The sequence below is a fragment of the Pseudomonas sp. NFACC51 genome (assembly GCF_900103575.1).
Taxonomy (GTDB): domain Bacteria; phylum Pseudomonadota; class Gammaproteobacteria; order Pseudomonadales; family Pseudomonadaceae; genus Aquipseudomonas; species Aquipseudomonas fluorescens_Q.
The window spans coordinates 289,652-309,281 of record NZ_FMXH01000004.1 but is presented as its reverse complement, the minus strand read 5'-3'; the positions used below and the strand labels follow the sequence as shown (position 1 = coordinate 309,281).

The 19,630-nt window shown below is 60.9% G+C and carries 17 protein-coding genes; 7 read left to right on the top strand and 10 right to left on the bottom strand.

What is annotated here, in order from left to right; translation table 11 throughout:
- The first annotated feature begins 15 nt into the window (after nt 1–15).
- The 4 genes from BLT00_RS10830 to BLT00_RS10815 all read left to right on the top strand — a co-directional run bounded on the left by BLT00_RS10830 (nt 16) and on the right by BLT00_RS10815 (nt 6,524).
- Nucleotides 16–1,080, top strand: coding sequence for an imelysin family protein (locus BLT00_RS10830; RefSeq protein ID WP_003204891.1), 1,065 nt, complete (start codon nt 16–18; stop codon nt 1,078–1,080).
- A gap of 2 nt (nt 1,081–1,082) precedes the next feature.
- Nucleotides 1,083–2,180: a DUF1513 domain-containing protein gene (locus BLT00_RS10825; RefSeq protein WP_092145186.1), complete on the top strand. Its 1,098-nt coding sequence runs from the start codon at nt 1,083–1,085 to the stop codon at nt 2,178–2,180.
- A 155-nt stretch (nt 2,181–2,335) separates the two neighbouring features.
- Nucleotides 2,336–3,484 (top strand): efflux RND transporter periplasmic adaptor subunit, encoded by a 1,149-nt coding sequence (locus BLT00_RS10820; RefSeq protein ID WP_092145184.1) that lies wholly within the window; start codon nt 2,336–2,338, stop codon nt 3,482–3,484.
- A gap of 13 nt (nt 3,485–3,497) precedes the next feature.
- On the top strand, nt 3,498–6,524 hold the full coding sequence (locus tag BLT00_RS10815; RefSeq protein WP_092145183.1) for a multidrug efflux RND transporter permease subunit: 3,027 nt from the start codon (nt 3,498–3,500) through the stop codon (nt 6,522–6,524).
- 223 nt (nt 6,525–6,747) lie between these two features.
- Here BLT00_RS10815 and BLT00_RS32135 read toward each other — a convergent pair whose 3' ends face one another.
- The 5 genes from BLT00_RS32135 to colR form a co-directional block, all read right to left on the bottom strand.
- On the bottom strand, nt 6,748–6,975 hold the full coding sequence (locus BLT00_RS32135) for a hypothetical protein (RefSeq protein ID WP_092145179.1): 228 nt from the start codon (nt 6,973–6,975) through the stop codon (nt 6,748–6,750).
- A 2-nt stretch (nt 6,976–6,977) separates the two neighbouring features.
- Nucleotides 6,978–7,688, bottom strand: a complete 711-nt coding sequence (locus BLT00_RS10800) for a lipopolysaccharide kinase InaA family protein (RefSeq protein WP_092145178.1) — start codon at nt 7,686–7,688, stop codon at nt 6,978–6,980.
- Nucleotides 7,689–7,692: 4 nt separating this feature from the next.
- A complete protein-coding gene (locus BLT00_RS10795; RefSeq protein WP_092145176.1) occupies nt 7,693–8,361 on the bottom strand; it encodes a class I SAM-dependent methyltransferase in 669 nt (222 codons plus the stop codon).
- Nucleotides 8,362–8,475: 114 nt separating this feature from the next.
- Complete coding sequence (locus BLT00_RS10790) at nt 8,476–9,753, bottom strand: sensor histidine kinase (RefSeq protein ID WP_092145174.1); 1,278 nt, start codon at nt 9,751–9,753, stop codon at nt 8,476–8,478.
- On the bottom strand, nt 9,743–10,426 hold the full coding sequence (colR, locus tag BLT00_RS10785; RefSeq protein ID WP_025215158.1) for a two-component system response regulator ColR: 684 nt from the start codon (nt 10,424–10,426) through the stop codon (nt 9,743–9,745). Before colR ends, BLT00_RS10790 begins: the two co-directional genes overlap by 11 nt.
- 218 nt (nt 10,427–10,644) lie before the next feature.
- On the opposite strand from colR, the gene BLT00_RS10780 reads away from it, so the two are divergent.
- Nucleotides 10,645–11,388 (top strand): phosphatase PAP2 family protein, encoded by a 744-nt coding sequence (locus tag BLT00_RS10780; protein ID WP_092145172.1) that lies wholly within the window; start codon nt 10,645–10,647, stop codon nt 11,386–11,388.
- A gap of 226 nt (nt 11,389–11,614) precedes the next feature.
- Here BLT00_RS10780 and groL read toward each other — a convergent pair whose 3' ends face one another.
- From groL to BLT00_RS10760, 4 genes are all read right to left on the bottom strand, one after another.
- Nucleotides 11,615–13,258 (bottom strand): chaperonin GroEL, encoded by a 1,644-nt coding sequence (gene groL, locus BLT00_RS10775; protein ID WP_063324663.1) that lies wholly within the window; start codon nt 13,256–13,258, stop codon nt 11,615–11,617.
- A gap of 50 nt (nt 13,259–13,308) precedes the next feature.
- Nucleotides 13,309–13,602 (bottom strand): co-chaperone GroES, encoded by a 294-nt coding sequence (locus BLT00_RS10770; protein WP_003204913.1) that lies wholly within the window; start codon nt 13,600–13,602, stop codon nt 13,309–13,311.
- A 244-nt stretch (nt 13,603–13,846) separates the two neighbouring features.
- Nucleotides 13,847–14,323, bottom strand: a complete 477-nt coding sequence (locus tag BLT00_RS10765; protein ID WP_063324662.1) for an FxsA family protein — start codon at nt 14,321–14,323, stop codon at nt 13,847–13,849.
- 66 nt (nt 14,324–14,389) lie between these two features.
- Entirely contained in the window at nt 14,390–15,121 is a 732-nt protein-coding gene (locus BLT00_RS10760; RefSeq protein ID WP_063324661.1) for a HugZ family pyridoxamine 5'-phosphate oxidase, read from the bottom strand.
- Between the two features lie 164 nt (nt 15,122–15,285).
- Here BLT00_RS10760 and BLT00_RS10755 point away from each other — a divergent pair, with 164 nt between their 5' ends.
- Entirely contained in the window at nt 15,286–16,044 is a 759-nt protein-coding gene (locus BLT00_RS10755; RefSeq protein ID WP_092145170.1) for an SDR family oxidoreductase, read from the top strand.
- 59 nt (nt 16,045–16,103) lie between these two features.
- On the opposite strand, the gene apbC is transcribed toward BLT00_RS10755, so the two are convergent.
- Nucleotides 16,104–17,198, bottom strand: a complete 1,095-nt coding sequence (gene apbC / locus BLT00_RS10750; RefSeq protein ID WP_092145168.1) for an iron-sulfur cluster carrier protein ApbC — start codon at nt 17,196–17,198, stop codon at nt 16,104–16,106.
- A 278-nt stretch (nt 17,199–17,476) separates the two neighbouring features.
- On the opposite strand from apbC, the gene metG reads away from it, so the two are divergent.
- Nucleotides 17,477–19,522 (top strand): methionine--tRNA ligase, encoded by a 2,046-nt coding sequence (gene metG / locus BLT00_RS10745; protein WP_063324658.1) that lies wholly within the window; start codon nt 17,477–17,479, stop codon nt 19,520–19,522.
- The last annotated feature ends 108 nt before the right edge of the window (nt 19,523–19,630 follow it).

The window sequence follows — 19,630 nt, the reverse complement described above, 5'->3', positions numbered from 1 at the left end:
AAGTGGGAGCACGACATGTTCCGTCCCAAGCTGTTGTTCACCAGCCTCGCCGCCATCGCCCTCGGTGCCTGCTCGCCCCAGGATCCACAAGCCGTAACCTCGGCCGCCATCGCCAAGCAAGTGATCCTGCCGACCTATAGCCGCTGGGTCGACGCCGACCGGCAACTGGCGACCAGCGCCCTGGCTTTCTGCCAAGGCAAGGAAAACCTGGAAACCGCCCGCGCCGATTTCCTCAAGGCACAAAAAGCCTGGGCCGAATTGCAACCGCTGTTGATCGGTCCGCTGGCCGAGGGCAACCGCGCCTGGCAGGTGCAGTTCTGGCCGGACAAGAAAAACCTGGTGGGCCGTCAGGTCGAGCAATTGGTCAACAGCGAGCCACAGATCGACGCCGCCGGCCTGGCCAAGTCCAGCGTAGTGGTCCAGGGCCTCTCGGCCTATGAATACCTGCTGTTCGACGCCAAGATCGACATGGCCGACAGTGCGCAAAAAGCCAAGTATTGCCCGCTGCTCACCGCCATTGGCGAACGCCAGAAACAACTGGCCGAAGAGATCCTGTCGCGCTGGAACACCAACGACGGCATGCTCGCCCAGATGAGCAAATTCCCCAACCAGCGCTACGCCGATTCCCACGAAGCCATCGCTGACCTGCTGCGGGTCCAGGTCACCGCCCTCGACACCCTGAAGAAAAAACTCGGCACGCCGATGGGCCGCCAGAGCAAGGGTGTGCCGCAACCGTTCCAGGCCGATGCCTGGCGCAGCCAGTCGTCGCTGCAAGGCCTGGAGGCCAGCCTGAGCGCGGCCAGGACTGTCTGGGCCGGCGTGGACAACAAGGGTCTGCGCGGCCTGCTGCCCAGCGACCAGAAACCGTTGGCGGACAAGATCGACGCCGCCTACGATGCCTCCTTGAAGTTGTTCGCCAGCAGCCAGCGTTCGCTGACTGAAATGCTCAACGACGATGCCGGGCGCCAGCAACTCAACGATTTGTATGACAGCCTCAACGTCGTCCATCGCCTGCACGAAGGCGAACTGGCCAAGGCGCTGGGCATTCAACTGGGCTTCAATGCCAACGACGGTGACTGATCATGTTTCGACGTCAGGTCCTGGCACTGAGCAGCTTGCTGCTCGGTGCCGTCACCCTGGGCGGCTGGACGCTGTTCAAGCAAAAGGACAAGCACCCACTCTTGCTTTCGGCACGGGACGATGGCGACGGCAAGCACTACGCCGTCGGCTATCGACTGGACGGCACCCGGGTGTTCGCCACCCAGGTCGGCCAACGCTGCCATGACATCATCAATCATCCGACACAGCCGATTGCGCTGTTCGTCGCCCGTCGTCCAGGCACCGAAAGCTACTTGATCGACCTGCGCGACGGGGCGCTGCTGCAAACCATCGCCTCGTTGCCGAACCGGCATTTCTACGGCCACGCGGTCATCCATAACAGCGGCGAATGGCTGTACGCCACCGAGAACGACACCACCGACCCGGGACGCGGCCTGTTGGGCGTTTACCGTTTCGAAGGCGAGCGGCTGGTGCACAGCGGCGAGATATCCACCCATGGCATCGGTCCGCACCAGGTCTCATGGATGCCTGACGGCGAAACCCTGGTGGTGGCCAATGGCGGCATTCGCACCGAGGCCGAAAGCCGGGTCGAAATGAACCTCGACGCCATGGAGCCGAGCCTGGTGCTGATGCAACGCGATGGCACCCTGCTGAGCAAGGAAACCCTCGCCCAATCGATGAACAGCGTGCGCCACCTCGGCATCGCCAGTGACGGCACCATCGTCTCCGGCCAGCAGTTCATGGGCGCAGCCCACGAGTCGTCGGAACTGCTAGCGATCAAGCGGCCGGGCCAGCCGTTCCAGGCGTTCCCCCTGCCTGAGGAACAATTGCAGGCCATGGGGCACTACACCGCCAGCGTCGCCGTGCACAGCGACCTGCGCCTGGTGGCCCTGACCGCTCCCCGTGGCAACCGCTTTTTCATCTGGGACCTGGACAGCGGTGAAGTGCGCCTGGATGCACCTTTACCGGACTGTGCCGGTGTGGGTGCGGTGGCCGACGGTTTCGTCGTGACGTCGGGACAAGGGCGTTGCCGTTATTACGATTGCCGGCAGACACAACTGGTTGCAAAGCCGCTGGATCTGCCGGCAGGGCTCTGGGACAACCATTTGCATCTGGCCTGAGCCAGGGAGCGAAGCCCATCGGCGCCGAGCTCCCTGATTTTTCGGAAAAATCCCACGCACCTCCAGCCCGCCAGCATCTGGAATAGCCCGCACACTCAGGGTAATGTGCCCGCCTATCTGTATTTTCTCTCAGCTCTTTTCCAAGGAAGTGGAACATGCTGCGACGCCGCATGCTGATCATGTTGGGTGTTGTCCTGCTGGTGGTGCTGTTGCTCGCCGGCTACAAGGCCTTCTCCATCTACCAGCAGATCCAGATGTTTTCTGCACCGAAACCACCCGTCAGCGTGGCCGTGGCCAAGGCCATCGAGCAGCCCTGGCAGGCACGCCTGCCCACCGTCGGTAGCCTCAAGGCCCTGCAAGGCGTGGACCTGAGCCTGGAAATCGCCGGGACCGTGCAGAAGGTGCAGTTCCAGTCCGGGCAGAAGGTCAAGGCGGGCCAGCCGCTGCTGCAACTGGATAGTGAAGTCGAAAGCGCCCTGCTGGAAACCGCCGAGGCCGACCTTGGCCTGGCGCAACTGGATTTCGGTCGCGGCCGACAGTTGGTGGGCAGCCAGGCGATCTCCAAGGGCGAATTCGACCGGCTCTCGGCACAACTGAAGAAGAACCAGGCCACGGTCAACCAGCTCAAGGCTTCGCTGGCCAAAAAACAGATTCTGGCGCCATTCAGCGGCACCATCGGCATTCGCCAGGTGGACGTCGGCGACTACCTGGCCAGCGGCACGGTGATCGCTACCCTGCAGGATCTCAGCAGCCTTTATGTGGACTTCTACGTACCTGAGCAAAGCGTGCCCAGGCTCGCGGTCGCCCAACCGGTCAACGTCAGCGTCTCGGCCTATCCCGGGCAGACCTTCGTCGGCACCATCAGCGCGATCAACCCCAAGGTCGAGGACAGCACCCGCAACGTGCTGGTGCGCGCCACCCTGGGCAACCCCGACGGCAAGCTGCTGCCCGGCATGTTCGCCAACCTGCAGGTGATCCTGCCGGACGTGGCCGCCGGAATCGTCGTGCCGGAAAGCGCCGTGACCTACACCCTCTACGGCAACTCCATGTACGTGGTGGCGCAAAAGAAAGCCGCCGACGGCACAGTCGAGAAAGACGACAAGGGCCAGCCGGTCCTGATCGCTGAACGGCGTTTCGTTGAAACCGGCGAGCGACGCGACGGGCAGGTGCTGGTTACCAAAGGTGTGCAGAGCGGCGAACAAGTCGTGATCGCCGGCCAGATCAAGCTCGATAACGGTACGCCCATCGCCATCAGCGACGACAAGACCCTGACCGAACAGAACAGCCCGCCGCGCGCGGACTGATCAAGGAACCCCCATGGCTTTTACCGATCCGTTCATCCGCCGTCCGGTGCTCGCCACCGTGGTCAGCCTGTTGATCGTGCTCCTGGGTTTCCAGGCCTGGAGCAAGCTGCCCCTGCGTCAGTATCCACAAATGGAAAACGCCCTGATCACGGTGACCACCGCCTACCCCGGGGCCAACGCCGAGACCATCCAGGGCTACATCACCCAACCGATGCAACAGAGCCTCGCCAGTGCCGAGGGCATCGACTACATGACCTCGGTCAGTCGCCAGAACTTCTCGGTGATTTCGGTCTATGCCCGCATCGGCTCCAACAGCGACCGGCTCTTTACCGAACTGCTGGCCAAGGCCAACGAGGTCAAGAACCAGTTGCCCCAGGATGCCGAGGACCCGGTCCTCAGCCGCGAGGCCGCCGATGCCTCGGCACTGATGTACATCAGCTTCTTCAGCAAGGAACTGAACAACCCGCAGATCACCGACTACCTGTCACGGGTGATCCAGCCCAAGCTGGCAACATTGCCCGGCATGGCCGAGGCGGAGATCCTCGGCAACCAGGTCTTCGCCATGCGCCTGTGGCTGGACCCGGTCAAGCTCGCCGGCTTCGGCCTGACTGCCGCCGACGTAACCAATGCCGTGCGCCAGCACAACTTCCTCTCCGCCGCCGGTGAAGTGAAAGGCGAATACATCGTCACCAGCATCAACGCCAACACCGAACTCAAGTCCGCCGAGGCCTTCGCCGCGATCCCGCTCAAGACCGACGGCGATAGCCGGGTGTTGCTGCGAGACGTCGCCCGCGTGGAAATGGGCGCCGAGAACTACGACACCATCAGTTCCTTTGGTGGCACACCCTCGGTGTACATAGGGATCAAGGCCACACCCGGTGCGAACCCGCTGGATGTGATCAAGGAAGTACGCAAGATCATGCCGGACATGGAGGCCCAGCTCCCGGCCAACCTCAAGGCCGAGATTGCCTACGACGCCACCCTGTTCATCCAGGCCTCGATCGACGAAGTGGTGAAAACCCTGTTCGAGGCGGTGCTGATCGTCATCGTCGTCGTGTTCCTGTTCCTCGGCGCCCTGCGTTCGGTGGTCATCCCGGTGGTGACCATCCCGCTGTCGATGATCGGCGTGATGTTCTTCATGCAGTTGATGGGCTACTCGATGAACCTCCTGACCCTGCTGGCCATGGTGCTCGCCATCGGCCTGGTAGTGGACGACGCCATCGTGGTGGTGGAGAACATTCACCGGCATATCGAGGAAGGCAAGACACCATTCGACGCCGCGATAGAAGGTGCCCGGGAAATCGCCATGCCGGTGGTCTCGATGACCATCACCCTGGCGGCGGTGTACGCGCCGATCGGCCTGCTCCAGGGCCTGACGGGCGCTTTGTTCAAGGAGTTCGCATTGACCCTGGCCGGGGCGGTGGTGATCTCCGGCATCGTCGCCCTGACCTTGTCACCGATGATGTGCGCCATGCTCCTGCGCCACGATGAGAACCCCTCGGGGCTGGCCCATCGGCTGGACATGGTTTTCGAGCGTCTGAAGAGCCGTTACCAGCGCATGCTTCACGGCACGCTCAACACCCGGCCGGTGGTACTGGTGTTCGCCGTGATCGTACTGCTGCTGATCCCGGTGCTGATCATGTTCACCAAGTCCGAATTGGCCCCCGACGAGGACCAGGGCATCATCTTCATGATGGCCAACGCCCCGCAGCCAACCAACCTCGACTACCTGAACACCTACACCGATCACTTCATTACCATCTTCAAGGAGTTCCCGGAGTACTACTCCTCGTTCCAGATCAACGGCTACAACGGCGTACAGTCGGGCATCGGCGGCTTCCTGCTCAAGCCCTGGAACGAACGCAGCCGCACCCAGATGGAAATCCTGCCAGAGGTCCAGGACAAGCTCGAAAGCGTGCCTGGTTTGCAGATCTTCGGTTTCAACCTGCCCTCACTGCCGGGCACTGGCGAAGGCTTGCCATTTGCGTTCGTCATCAACTCGCCGAAGGATTATGCGACGCTGCTGGAGATTGCCGAGCGTGTCAAAAAGCGCGCATTGGAATCCGGCAAGTTCGCCTTCATGGACATTGACCTGGCGTTCGACAAACCCGAAGTCGTGGTGGATATCGATCGCGCCAAGGCCGCCCAGATGGGCGTCTCGATGCAGGATCTGGGCGGTACCCTGGCGACACTGCTGGGTGAAGCCGAGATCAACCGCTTCACCCTCGAGGGGCGCAGCTATAAGGTCATTGCCCAGGTCGAACGCCCCTTCCGGGACAACCCGGACTGGTTGAACAACTACTACGTGAAAAATGCCAAGGGTGAATCACTCCCGCTGTCGACCCTGATCAAGGTCAGCGACCGGGCGCGACCGCGACAGCTGAACCAGTTCCAGCAGCTCAATGCGGTGACCATTTCGGGCTTTCCCGTCGTAAGCATGGGCGAGGCGATCGAGACCGTCCGCCAGATCGCCCGGGAGGAAGCCCCAGCGGGGTTCGCCTTCGATTACGCCGGGGCTTCACGCCAATTCGTACAGGAAGGCAGCGCGTTGTGGGTGACCTTTGCCCTGGCCCTGGCGATTATCTTCCTGGTGCTGGCCGCGCAGTTCGAGAGTTTCCGGGACCCGCTGGTGATCCTGGTGACCGTGCCGTTGTCGATTTGCGGCGCCTTGATTCCGTTGTTCCTCGGCTGGTCGAGCATGAACATCTATACCCAGGTGGGGCTGGTGACGTTGATTGGCCTGATCAGCAAGCATGGGATCCTGATTGTCGAATTCGCCAACCAGCTGCGCAGGGAACAGAACCTGACACCGCGGGAAGCCGTGGAACAAGCCGCGTCGATTCGTCTGCGGCCGGTGCTGATGACCACCGCTGCGATGGTGTTCGGCATGGTGCCGCTCATCTTCGCCACAGGCGCCGGGGCGGTGAGCCGCTTCGACATTGGCACGGTGATCGCCACCGGGATGTCGATTGGCACCTTGTTCACGCTGTTCGTGTTGCCTTGCGTCTACACGCTGCTGGCCAAGCCCGATAAACCCTGAAGGCGGCCAGAAGGGAACAGGAGGTTTTTTGTGGCGAGGGAGCTTGCTCCCGCTCGGCTGCGAAGCAGTCGTCAATGCACCAAGGCTACCTGAGCAATCGATTGGGACCGCTTCGCGGTCCAGCGGGAGCAAGCTCCCTCGCCACAGGTTTCAGTGCTCGACTGGAGATTGCGGCAGGAAAAAAAGGCCTCGCACAAGCGAGGCCTTTTGGGCTTCGTGATGTTCAACTCTGCGGCCTCATTCCTTGGGACAGGCTGAACATGAACAGCAACAGATCGTTATCCGGTCGGATCGCCTCGCTGGCCTTGGCTACCCTTGGCAAAGGGCAGTGAGCGCCAGCGTTGGAGGCACTGAGGATCTGCGAACGAGGCTGTTCCCAGACAGCCAACGCCAACGACGCAACTGCCAGGGCTCCGACTAAAAACAAACCTCTAGCAATTTCTAGTTTCATCGCTATAAACCTTTGATAGCGCTGCCAAACGCCGCCTCGTAAAAATAGACCAGTTTTTTCCAGTCAGCCTCGCTGAACGACGAGTGGCGCCGCAACTGCTTCAGGTCATGGGATGCCGCACGTTGGGCGGTCAGACGCTGGCGACACTTTTCAAAATCGAGCAAAGCCACTTCGGCCTTGGCCGCCTCGCCCTCCCCGCTCACGCGCACAAAGACATGCTTGATGTAGATACAGCCATGTTGCCAACGGCCCTTGTGCATGCGAGCCAGGTTTTCAGCCAGTGCCAGGAGGATTTGATCATGCACCGCTTCGCCATGGCGCTCGCGACCACCCCCGGCATACCAGTGCTCGATCTCTTCAAAACCTTCCAGCGCCTGGGTTACCAGCAGCGCACGCCACTGGTGAACCGGGTCCCATTGGGCGCCACAGAAAATGAGCTGGGGGACGCGAACATCCAGTCGGGTCAACGCCAGGAGTGCGTCTTGCTCGCGCAGCACGGTCGGTCTACCGAATGGGTGCAGCCAGCTGCGATAAATATGTCCGGTCTGACGCTTGGCATAAAGCAGCTTGCCATCCTTGCTCTTGATCCGCTGCACGCCGCTTTCACCACCGCGACGTACATTAGGTTCTTCCACCCAATCACCCTGCTGACTCCAGAAATGTTCAAAGTCGTCGAGAAGAAACATTGATGGTTCTGCTGCCTGTACACCCATGCCCTTACCTCTTGCGCAATACATAAACTCGCCACATGGCATAGAGCGGTAGGAAATCCAGCCGTTCCTGAATGCGAAACCCAGACTGCCGAAACTCTTCTTCTACTGTATCTATCGGTAACACAAATCGATTCTGGTAGTCTTTCTGCGCACGAGTGCGCTCCAGACGCTTGCGTTTCCAGGCCTTGAAATTGCCATCAACCCACAATGAAACGATCACGCTGTCGCGGCTGACACGCTCGAATTCCTTCAGAATCGCCAGTCGGTGCGCGGGTTCACCGATGTGGTGCAACAGACGCATGCAAAAAATGCTATCGACGGCGTTATCAGGCAACGCGATGTCGAACGCAGAAGTGTGCAAGGGTTGTACCCGTTTCACCACATCGGTCGGTTGAGCCTCCATTGCGGTCTTGAGCATGGCCTCGGAATTGTCCGCGCCGATGATGACTCGATTCGGCTTTTCGGCTAACAAAGACCAGAAGCGCCCGGCACCGCAGGGCAGGTCCAGGACCAGGCCGGGGTCTGCGACGAGGGCCAATGCACGCCGGGCCAGTTGTTGATCTCGCTGATTGGAAAGACGGCGACTCAAGCCACGGCGGTGCTTATGAAAATATTCCCTGGCGTGCTGCTCGTCGTATTTTTCAGAAAATTCCAGCTTGATGGGTTTGGACATTAGGCGGGTCTCGATGACTGATCGGCCCCACCTTATGGATCGGAATGTCATGCCTTTGTGAAAATAAAGTCAGGTAAACGCTCCAATGTTTACAAGACTTTTCGGCATGGAGGTTTAGCCCTCTGGATTCAATTCCACCTCGAAGTGGCAACCATTGGGCTCCATCGTACTGAGGCTGACTGTCCAAGCCTGGTTCTCGCAGATGCGCTGCACCAGCGACAAGCCCAATCCCAATCCCTCACCGCGTTTTTCGTTTCCGCGCACGAACGGCTCGAACATCGCCTCGCGCTTCTCCTCTGGAATCCCCACGCCGCTGTCCTCGACCACGAATCCGGTGGTGGTCAGCGACAGGCGGATAAAACCCTGGTCAGTGTAGTGCAGGGCGTTACGCAATAGATTGCCCATCACGGCCGTCAGGAACGTGGCGTTATACAGGGTGTCGACGGGTTGCCCTGGTTCGAAGATCAGCGTCAGACCTTTGGATTCGATGGGGGCACGCCACACGCCAAGGAGGTTCTCGGCCACCTGCCCCAAGGTCAGTCGAGGCGACATGCCGTTGTCTTCACGCTCGGCCCTGGCGAGCATCAGGAAGGTCTGCACCAGCTCGCGCATCTCTTCACTGGCCCGATTGATGCGCTCGACCTGGGTACGACCGCGCGGGTCCAGCGCCGGGTTTTCCAACAGCAACTCACAGGAGGTCGCCAGGACCATCAACGGGGTGCGCAACTCGTGGCTCACGTCGCTGGTGAACAACCGCTCGCGGGTCAAGGCCTGGCGTAAACGCCCCAATGTGGCATCGAACGCCACCGCCAGTTCACCCACCTCATCGGCGGCATAATCCGGGGCCAGCGGCGGCGCGAGTCCCAGCAGCTGGTCGCGATGACGCACTTGCCGAGCCAGGCGAACCACGGGCGCCATTACCCGGCGTGCCAAGACCCAGCCCAAAAATACCGCCAGTGCCAGGCTGAGCACGAAACCCACCAGCACCACGGCGAACAGCACCCGTTCGCGCTCTTCGAAATCGCTCTGGTCCTGCAGCAACACGTAGTGCCGCCCATCAACGATCTCTACCATGGCGTGATAGGACAACTGCTCGCGAAACACCTCGTGGAAACCGCGCTCCAGATGGTGCAGATCCTTGGGCAACTCGAAGTCCCCCGGGCCGCCGCTGAAATAAAACAACTGGTCGGGTTCCGGCCGATGGTTCCAGTCCGAGACACTGTCCATCAACAGCAGGCGTTGCAAATCACCGCCAAGCCCGGCGGAAATCAGCTTCTCTTCCACCAGGTGGACCGTCGCCACGATGCCCATGGCGAAAGCGCCTGCCACCAGTGCGCTCATCAGCGCAAAGGCGATGATGATCCGTTGGGCGAGGCTCTGCTTAAACTCCATCGCGGCCCTCGGCCAAGCGATAGCCGACGCCATGTACGGTGTGCAACAACGGTTTGTCGAACGGTTTGTCGATCACCTGGCGCAGTTGATGGACGTGGCTGCGCAGGCTGTCGCTGTCCGGGCAGTCATCGCCCCACAAGGCTTCTTCGAGGATTTCGCGGCGCAGCACGTGGGGGCTTTTCTGCATCAGTACCGCCAGCAGCTTGAGGCCTACAGGGTTGAGCTTGAGCAGCTTGCCTTCACGGGTCACTTCCAGGGTGTCGAGGTCGTAGCTCAGGTCGCCAACCTGCAAGGCACGGCGGCCACCGCCCTGGGCCCGACGCATGACAGCTTCGATCCGTGCGGCCAGTTCCGACAGGGCAAACGGTTTGATCAGGTAGTCATCGGCCCCGGACTTGAAGCCCTGCAAACGATCGTCCAACTGATCCCGGGCGGTGAGCATGATCACCGGTGTATCGCGTCGGGCGTCTTCGCGCAGGCGCTTGCACAAGGTGTAGCCGTCGATGCCCGGCAGCATGATGTCGAGCACGATCAGGTCGTAGTGTTCGGTCGCGGCCAGGTGCAACCCCGACAAACCGTCCTGGGCACAATCGACGGTGTAGCCCTTGAGCCCCAGGTAATCGGCCAGATTGGCCAGGATATCGCGGTTGTCTTCGACCAATAGAATTCGCATGGGCACCTCTGCGTACACAGTTAACGGCCATCTTGGCCCGCGCAGCTTACGGCCAAGTTTGGCTGACGGCTAGGATTGTATCGGCTGTGGCAGCCTGGACCCACAGCCAGACTGCAAGGCATTGACGAGTTTTTCACCCAACATTCACACCGTCCCGACGCAACGCAGACCAGACTGCGCATCGCGCTGCTTACGCCCCCACCACCAAAGGTACTGCCATGGTTTCCACCGCCATCCGCCCCGCTTCCAGGCCCCTGAATTTCTGGATTGCCCTCGGTCTGCCTGCCGCTGTCGCAGCGATTCTGGTGTTACTGGAACTGACCACGTTGGACATGGACCTGGCGAAGCTGTTTTACGACCCGATGGCGGGTGGATTTATCGGTCGACACAGCTTTTTCCTGGAGGACATCCTGCACGACCGGGCCAAAGAGGTGGTGATCGTATTTTCCATGCTGGCGGTCCTGGGATTCATCAGCTCGTTCTTCATCACCCGGCTCAAACCGCTCAAGCGCGAGCTCGGTTGCCTGGTGCTGTCCCTGGCACTGGCGACGTCCTTCGTCACGCCGATGAAAGCGGTGACAGCAGTGCAATGCCCCTGGAGCCTGAAGGAATTCGGTGGCAAGGAAACCTATAGCGAACTGCTCAGCCCACGGCCGGCCACGGACAAACCCGGTCGATGCTGGCCCGGCGGTCACGCCGCCACTGGGTTCACGTTGTTTGCGCTGTTTTTTGTGCTACGCGACCGCCGTCCACGCCTGGCCCGCCAAGCCCTGGTACTCGCCTTTACGCTGGGAACGGTGTTTTCCCTGGGGCGGATGATGCAAGGGGCGCACTTCTTTTCCCATAACGTGTGGACGGCGGTGTTCTGTTGGCTGATCTGCCTGGGGTGTTACTCCTACATCCTGTACCGACCGGCCGCCACGGCTGATCGTGTAGCTGTAACCAGTCCCGCCAATACCTGAAAGCCCCCCGGACAAACCCTGTGGGAGCAAAGCTGCTCGCGATTGCGAGGGCCGCTTCAGCATCCTGACAAGCCGACCCACCGTGATCGCGAGCAAGCTTTGCTCCCACAGAAACAGCTGGCACAGAGACAGCTGGGCCCAGCTCAATGCCGGGATAAATCCAAGGCAATAAAAAACCCCGCTTGCTTTCGCAGGCGGGGTTTTTCGCTACAGGGGTAAGGCTGGCTTACATCATGCCGCCCATGCCACCCATGCCGCCCATGTCTGGCATACCGCCGCCAGCTGGAGCGTCTTCCTTGATTTCAGCGATCATCGCCTCGGTGGTGATCATCAGGCTGGCAATCGACGAAGCCGCTTGCAGAGCCGAACGAGTCACTTTGGCCGGGTCCAGGATACCCATTTCGATCATGTCGCCGTATTCGCCGGTGGCAGCGTTGTAACCGTAGTTACCCGAACCCTGCTTGACCTTGTCGACCACAACGCTTGGCTCGTCGCCGGAGTTGGCAACGATCTGGCGCAGCGGAGCTTCTACAGCGCGACGCAGCAACTGGATGCCGACGTTCTGGTCATCGTTGTCGCCTTTGAGTTCGCTGATGGCTTGCAGGGCACGAACCAGAGCCACGCCACCGCCAGGTACCACGCCTTCTTCGACGGCTGCGCGGGTAGCGTGCAGGGCGTCTTCAACGCGGGCTTTCTTCTCTTTCATTTCAACTTCGGAACCCGCGCCAACCTTGATCACTGCGACGCCGCCGGACAACTTGGCCAGACGCTCTTGCAGTTTTTCACGGTCGTAGTCGGACGAGGTCTCGGCCACTTGTGCGCGGATCTGGGTAACGCGAGCCTGGATGTCAGCCTCAACGCCGGCACCGTCGATCACGGTGGTGTTTTCCTTGGACAGGATCACGCGCTTGGCGTTACCCAGGTGCTCCAGGGTGGTGCTTTCCAGGCTCAGGCCGATCTCTTCGGAGATAACGGTACCGCCGGTCAGTACAGCGATGTCCTGCAGCATGGCCTTGCGACGATCGCCGAAGCCTGGTGCCTTGACGGCAGCCACTTTGACGATACCGCGCATGTTGTTCACAACCAGGGTCGCCAGGGCTTCGCCTTCAACGTCTTCAGCCACGATCAGCAGTGGGCGGCCAGCTTTGGCAACGGCTTCCAGCACTGGCAGCATTTCGCGGATGTTCGAGATCTTCTTGTCCACCAGCAGGATCAGCGGGCTGTCCAGCTCGGCGGTCATGGTGTCCGGCTTGTTGACGAAGTACGGGGACAGGTAGCCACGGTCGAACTGCATGCCTTCTACAACCGACAGTTCGTTTTCCAGGCCCGAGCCTTCTTCAACGGTGATCACGCCTTCTTTACCGACTTTTTCCATGGCTTCGGCAATGATGTCGCCGATGGAGTTGTCGGAGTTGGCCGAGATGGTGCCGACCTGAGCGATCGCCTTGGAGTCAGCGCAAGGCTTGGCCAGACCCTTCAGTTCCTTGACGATGGCGATGGTCGCCTTGTCGATACCACGCTTGAGGTCCATCGGGTTCATGCCGGCAGCGACGGCTTTCAGGCCTTCGTTGACGATCGACTGAGCCAGTACGGTGGCGGTGGTGGTGCCGTCACCGGCGTCATCGTTGGCACGGGAGGCAACGTCTTTGACCAGCTGCGCGCCCATGTTTTCGAAGCGATCTTTCAGCTCGATTTCCTTGGCTACGGAAACGCCGTCCTTGGTGATGGTCGGAGCGCCGAAGCTCTTCTCGATGATCACGTTACGGCCTTTCGGGCCCAGGGTCGCTTTTACTGCGTCAGCCAGGACGTTGACACCGGCGAGCATTTTCTTGCGGGCGGAATCGCCGAATTTAACTTCTTTAGCAGCCATGATCGATATTCCTTAAATACTTTGTAGTAACGGGAAAATGGGCGGGGGAATCAGCCTTCGAGAACAGCGAGGATTTCGTTCTCGCTCATTACCAGCAGGTCTTCGCCGTCGACTTTCACTGTGTTGCTGCCGGAGTAAGGGCCGAACACAACCTTGTCACCCACTTTCACGGCCAGCGCACGTACTTCACCGTTTTCCAGTGCCTTGCCTGGGCCTACAGCGAGAACTTCACCGTGGTTGGCTTTTTCAGCAGCCGAACCTGGCAGGACGATACCGCCAGCGGTTTTCTTCTCTTCTTCGCTGCGACGGATGACGACGCGGTCATGCAGAGGACGAAGCTTCATTGTCGATCTCTCCTAATTTTTGGTTTTCATCGGCCGGTGTAGTCCCGGCGGGTTTAACAAAGCCGGCGGAGCCGGGTGCGGTTCGTCAGTCGAACCGCGGAAGTCTGCCCGGTGTCACCACCGGAAACCTTGCGGTGACCGTTACATAAGGGCGCACAAGTGGATTACAAGGGCGGGGACAGAAATTTTTTTGCTCCGCGCCACCAAAACGAGCACGGCGCCCGAAGGCGCCGTGCTGAAGGTTTTACTTGGAATCCCGGTGTTCGAATTCGCCTTCGATCACATTGGGCTCGCGGCCCATAGGCTCTCGCGGAGCCGGGCCGCCACGGGGTTGGAGGTCATCGGCGAAGGCGCGCTGACGCATCGCCTGCTCTTCGGCACGCTGGCGCATTTTATTGGCCAGCAGCCTACGGGTGAACGGCAACAGCATGACCAGGCCCAACACGTCGCTGATAAAGCCTGGCAGGATCAACAGACCGCCACCCAGGGCCAGCATCAGGCCTTCGAGCATGGTCTGGGCGGGCAGCTCGCCGCGGTTCAGGCTTTCACGGGCACGCAATGCCGTGGCGAGGCCGGCGATACGCAGCACGAACACGCCGAGCATCGAGCCGAGAATGACCAGCAGCAGGGCCGGGAAAAACCCGATCGCACCGCTGACCTTGACGAATACGAACAGCTCCAACACCGGGAACAGCAGAAAGAGCAACAAAAAAGGGCGCATCAAATGGTTCCTCAACGCAAGAATGCCTTGCTATGAAACCCTAAATGACGTCGCCCTTTCGTGAATTCAAGCGTCGACCTCGGCATTTTTCGGCCATTGCTCGGCGTGAGCCAGATAAACCAAGGCTTCGCGCACTTGTGTCGGGGTGTTGCAAGGCGTCGGAAACGCCAGCCAGTGCAGGCCCTGGCCAATGCGCAAGTGCATGCCCTCGCTGTCGATGCCCGCCAGTTGTGCCGGTTCGCTTTTCGGCAGGCCGGTCAGTTCCACGTAATGGGCAATGGCCTTGGCGTGATCGGCATTCATGTGCTCGACCATGCTGGCTTCGGCTTTGCCGGCGAAGGGGTTGGCCAGGGTGAGCTGGTCTATCCAGTGGATGGCGCCAAAGCCGCCAATGTAGCGATGGCGCACCGGCTCGAGCACCCAGAAATCGAAATCATGGGCCTTGTGGTAGTTCTGCGAGTCAGGGAAATAGCGGTAGTAACGCTCGGCGGCAGCCTCGATGACGGCGCTGTCTTCGAGTTTGCGGGCCTCGGCCAGGTAGGTCAGGCGCCCCACGGCCTGCACATCCTCGGCTCCCCGCTCGCCCACCAGCATCGAACACTTGGGGTCTTTCTGCAGATTGTGAGTGTGCTGGGCGATACGGCTGATCAGGATCAGTGGCCGGCCTTGTTCGTCCAGGCAATAGGGCACCACGGAACCGAACGGAAAGCCGGGCATGGATTTGGAATGAGTGGAGAGCACTCCACGGTATTCCTTGAGCAGCAGTTCCCGGGCATGCTTGGCAGCTTCAACGCTCAACTTATGACTCCTTTAATGAAATCCGTCTAGAAAACGGTCAGGCGACTGGAGTAATGTTCCGATACACCGATAGGACAGTTCTCGTGTGCAACCGGGCTACACGGTCGCCAATCGAAAGACATCCCAAAAGGTCCCCTCCATCGCTGCGCCACCTGGACATGAGCATGCAACTCACTGACAAAGTAATCATTATCACCGGCGGTTGCCAGGGCCTGGGCCGCTCCATGGCCGAGTATCTCGCGGGCAAAGGCGCGAAGCTCGCCCTGGTGGACCTCAACCAGGAAAAACTCGACCAGGCGGTTGCCGCGTGTGCAGCCAAGGGCGTCGAAGCCCGGGCGTACCTGTGCAACGTTGCCAATGAGGAGCAGGTCAGCGACATGGTCGCCCGGGTCGCCGAGGACTTCGGCGCGATCCACGGCCTGATCAACAACGCCGGGATCCTGCGTGACGGCCTGCTGCTCAAGGTCAAGGACGGCGACATGACCAAGATGAGCCTGGCCCAGTGGCAGGCCGTGATCGACGTCAACCTCACCGGTGTATTCCTGTGCACCCGTGAGGTGGCGGCGAAAATGGTCGAGCTGAAGAACAGCGGCGCCATCATCAACATTTCGTCGATCTCGCGCGCCGGCAACGTCGGCCAGACCAATTACTCGGCCGCCAAGGCCGGTGTGGCCGCCGCCACTGTGACCTGGGCCAAGGAGCTGGCACGCTACGGCATCCGTGTCGCCGGCATTGCCCCGGGTTTCATCGAAACCGAAATGACCCTGGGCATGAAGCCCGAGGCCCTGGAAAAAATGACCTCGGGGATTCCGCTCAAGCGCATGGGCAAGCCCGAGGAGATTGCTCATTCGGCGGCGTATATCTTCGAGAACGACTACTACACCGGTCGGATCCTGGAGATGGATGGCGGGTTGCGGATCTAAGCGCCCGTACACATCCACTGTGGGAGCCAGCTCGCTCCCACAGTGGATGGCCCAGCCTGTCAATCGTCGCTGACCGTGATGTTCGGCATCATCGGTGAAGCGGCCTCTTGCAACACGATCCGCGCGCCCACGTGGCGGGCCAGTTCCTGATAGACCATGGCGATCTGGCTGTCCGGTTCGGCGATGACCGTCGGCTTGCCGCCGTCGGCCTGTTCGCGGATCAGCATCGACAGCGGCAGCGAAGCCAGCAATTCGACGCCGTACTGGCTCGCCAGTTTTTCCCCGCCACCTTCGCCGAACAGGTGCTCGGCATGCCCGCAGTTCGAACAGATGTGCACGGCCATGTTCTCCACCACGCCCAGCACCGGGATGTTGACCTTGCGGAACATCTCCACACCCTTGCGCGCGTCCAGCAAGGCCAGGTCTTGAGGCGTGGTGACGATCACCGCACCGGCCACCGGGACTTTCTGCGCCAGGGTCAGTTGGATATCGCCGGTGCCTGGTGGCATGTCGATCACCAGGTAATCCAGGTCGCCCCAGGCGGTTTGCGTGACCAATTGCAACAAGGCACCGGACACCATCGGCCCGCGCCAGACCATCGGCGTGTTGTCGTCGGTGAGGAACGCCATGGACATGACTTCCACGCCATGGGACTGGATCGGCACAAACCACTTCTGGTCCTTGACCTGCGGTCGGGTGCCCTCGGCAACACCGAACATGATGCCCTGGCTCGGGCCGTAGATATCCGCATCGAGAATCCCGACCTTCGCCCCTTCACGGGCCAGGGCCAGGGCCAGGTTGGCCGCAGTGGTGGACTTGCCCACGCCGCCCTTGCCCGAGGCCACGGCGATCACGTTCTTGACGTTCGCCAGCCCCGGCACCTGCGCCTGGGCCTTGTGGGCGGCGATCACACTGGTGACGTCGACTTTGGCGGCGCTCACCCCGTCCAGGGCCTCGATCGCCATTTGCAGCATCTGCGCCCAACCACCCTTGAACAGGTCGGCGGCGTAGCCGATTTCCAGCTGGACGCTGACGCGATCGCCCTGGATGTCGATGGTGCGCACACATCCGGCGCTGACCGGATCCTGGTTCAGGTAGGGGTCGGTGTACTGGCGAAGGACGGCTTCCACCGCTGCGCGATTGACGGCGCTCATGGGCAACTCCGATAGCAAGACTTGAAAACAGGCCGCTATCCTACGCCCCACCTGCTTGTGTGGCGAGGGAGCTTGCTCCCGCTCGACTGCGCAGCAGTCGCCATCAGGCAGTAAAGGAGATTGAGGATTGACTGATTGGGGCGGCTGCGCCACCCAGCGGGAGCAAGCTCCCTCGCCACACAAGCCCTGCCAGCATCTGGAAACAGGCTCACAGGGTGAAAAAAAGCCGCCAGCGCTTTATAGTGGCCGACCTCCGTTTCATCAAGTAGCCGAGCCCCATGTCCGAGCCACGCAAGATCCTCGTCACCAGCGCCCTGCCCTATGCCAATGGTTCGATTCACCTCGGCCATATGCTGGAATACATCCAGACCGATATGTGGGTGCGCTTCCAGAAGCATCGCGGCAACCAATGTATTTATGTCTGCGCCGACGACGCCCACGGCTCGGCCATCATGCTGCGTGCGGAAAAGGAAGGCATCACCCCGGAACAACTGATCGCCAACGTCCAGGCTGAACACAGCGCCGACTTTGCCGAGTTCCTGGTGGATTTCGACAACTTCCACTCCACCCACGCCGAAGAAAACCGTGAGCTGTCGAGCCAGATCTACCTGAAGCTGCGTGACGCCGGGCACATCGCTACCCGTTCGATCACCCAGTATTTCGACCCGGAAAAGAAAATGTTCCTGGCCGACCGCTTCATCAAGGGCACCTGCCCGAAATGCGGCACTGAAGACCAGTACGGCGATAACTGCGAAAAATGCGGCGCCACCTACGCACCGACCGACCTGAAGGACCCGAAATCGGCGATTTCCGGGGCGACGCCGGTGCTCAAGGACTCCCAGCATTTCTTCTTCAAGCTGCCGGACTTCCAGCAGATGCTGCAAGCCTGGACCCGCAGCGGCACCCTGCAGGACGCCGTCGCCAACAAGATCGCCGAATGGCTCGATGCAGGCCTGCAGCAGTGGGACATTTCCCGCGATGCGCCGTACTTCGGCTTCGAGATCCCCGACGAGCCCGGCAAGTATTTCTACGTGTGGCTGGATGCACCGATCGGCTACATGGCCAGTTTCAAGAACCTGTGCAACCGCACACCGGAGCTGGACTTCGACGCGTTCTGGGGCAAGGACTCCACTGCCGAGCTGTATCACTTCATCGGCAAGGACATCGTCAACTTCCACGCCTTGTTCTGGCCGGCCATGCTCGAAGGCGCCGGCTTCCGCAAGCCGACCGGCATCAATGTCCACGGCTACCTGACCGTCAACGGCCAGAAGATGTCCAAGTCCCGCGGCACCTTCATCAAGGCCCGGACCTACCTGGACCACCTGTCGCCGGAGTACCTGCGCTACTACTACGCGGCCAAGCTCGGCCGTGGCGTCGACGACCTGGACCTGAATCTCGAAGACTTCGTGCAGAAGGTCAACTCCGACCTGGTGGGCAAGGTGGTCAACATTGCCAGCCGCTGCGCCGGTTTTATCCACAAAGGCAACGCCGGTGTTCTGGTAGCCGGCAACGCCGCGCCGGAGCTGACCGACGCTTTCCTGGCCGCGGCGCCAAGCATCGCCGATGCCTATGAGAGCCGCGACTTTGCCCGGGCCATGCGCGAGATCATGGCCTTGGCCGACCGCGCCAATGCCTGGATCGCCGACAAGGCGCCCTGGTCCCTGGCCAAGCAGGAAGGCAAGCAGGACGAAGTCCAGGCGATCTGCGCCCTGGGCATCAACCTGTTCCGCCAACTGGTGATTTTCCTCAAGCCAGTGCTGCCGCTGCTGGCCGCCGATGCCGAGGCGTTCCTCAACGTCGCACCGCTGACCTGGAACGATCACCAGACCCTGCTGAGCAACCATCAGTTGAACGCGTTCAAACCGTTGATGACCCGTATCGACGCGACCAAGGTGCAAGCCATGACCGACGCCTCCAAGGAAGACCTGGCCGCCAGCCAGACCGACACCGGTGCACCTGCCGGGAACGGCGAACTGGCCAAGGACCCGCTGTCGCCGGAAATCGACTTCGACACTTTCGCCGCCGTTGACCTGCGCGTGGCGCTGATCGTCAAGGCCGAGGCCGTCGAAGGCGCCGACAAGCTGCTGCGCCTGACCCTGGACATCGGCGACGAGCAACGCAACGTGTTCTCCGGGATCAAGAGTGCCTACCCGGACCCGGCCAAGCTCGAAGGTCGGTTGACGATGATGATCGCCAACCTCAAGCCGCGCAAAATGCGCTTTGGCATCTCCGAAGGCATGGTGATGGCGGCGGGCCCCGGCGGCGAGGAAATCTACCTGTTGAGCCCTGACAGCGGCGCCAAGCCGGGCCAGCGGATCAAGTAACGCGGCCGCTTGCTGCACCGATCCCACAGTCGCCTTGCAGGTGGCTGTGGGATTTTCATATCTGGCCCATGCTCCCGGCGTGCCGGATAATGCCTAATCTTGTAACAG

What these genes read in the sequence shown, in the direction of transcription:
- BLT00_RS32135 (WP_092145179.1), bottom strand. Translation starts at nt 6,975, where the DNA reads ATGAAACTAGAAATTGCTAGAGGTTTGTTTTTAGTCGGAGCCCTGGCA.
- BLT00_RS10780 (WP_092145172.1), top strand. Translation starts at nt 10,645, where the DNA reads ATGGTTTCCACCGCCATCCGCCCCGCTTCCAGGCCCCTGAATTTCTGG.
- BLT00_RS10800 (WP_092145178.1), bottom strand. Translation starts at nt 7,688, where the DNA reads ATGGGTGTACAGGCAGCAGAACCATCAATGTTTCTTCTCGACGACTTT.
- BLT00_RS10770 (WP_003204913.1), bottom strand. Translation starts at nt 13,602, where the DNA reads ATGAAGCTTCGTCCTCTGCATGACCGCGTCGTCATCCGTCGCAGCGAA.
- BLT00_RS10815 (WP_092145183.1), top strand. Translation starts at nt 3,498, where the DNA reads ATGGCTTTTACCGATCCGTTCATCCGCCGTCCGGTGCTCGCCACCGTG.
- BLT00_RS10820 (WP_092145184.1), top strand. Translation starts at nt 2,336, where the DNA reads ATGCTGCGACGCCGCATGCTGATCATGTTGGGTGTTGTCCTGCTGGTG.
- BLT00_RS10795 (WP_092145176.1), bottom strand. Translation starts at nt 8,361, where the DNA reads ATGTCCAAACCCATCAAGCTGGAATTTTCTGAAAAATACGACGAGCAG.
- BLT00_RS10790 (WP_092145174.1), bottom strand. Translation starts at nt 9,753, where the DNA reads ATGGAGTTTAAGCAGAGCCTCGCCCAACGGATCATCATCGCCTTTGCG.
- metG (WP_063324658.1), top strand. Translation starts at nt 17,477, where the DNA reads ATGTCCGAGCCACGCAAGATCCTCGTCACCAGCGCCCTGCCCTATGCC.
- BLT00_RS10830 (WP_003204891.1), top strand. Translation starts at nt 16, where the DNA reads ATGTTCCGTCCCAAGCTGTTGTTCACCAGCCTCGCCGCCATCGCCCTC.
- colR (WP_025215158.1), bottom strand. Translation starts at nt 10,426, where the DNA reads ATGCGAATTCTATTGGTCGAAGACAACCGCGATATCCTGGCCAATCTG.
- groL (WP_063324663.1), bottom strand. Translation starts at nt 13,258, where the DNA reads ATGGCTGCTAAAGAAGTTAAATTCGGCGATTCCGCCCGCAAGAAAATG.
- apbC (WP_092145168.1), bottom strand. Translation starts at nt 17,198, where the DNA reads ATGAGCGCCGTCAATCGCGCAGCGGTGGAAGCCGTCCTTCGCCAGTAC.
- BLT00_RS10755 (WP_092145170.1), top strand. Translation starts at nt 15,286, where the DNA reads ATGCAACTCACTGACAAAGTAATCATTATCACCGGCGGTTGCCAGGGC.
- BLT00_RS10825 (WP_092145186.1), top strand. Translation starts at nt 1,083, where the DNA reads ATGTTTCGACGTCAGGTCCTGGCACTGAGCAGCTTGCTGCTCGGTGCC.
- BLT00_RS10765 (WP_063324662.1), bottom strand. Translation starts at nt 14,323, where the DNA reads ATGCGCCCTTTTTTGTTGCTCTTTCTGCTGTTCCCGGTGTTGGAGCTG.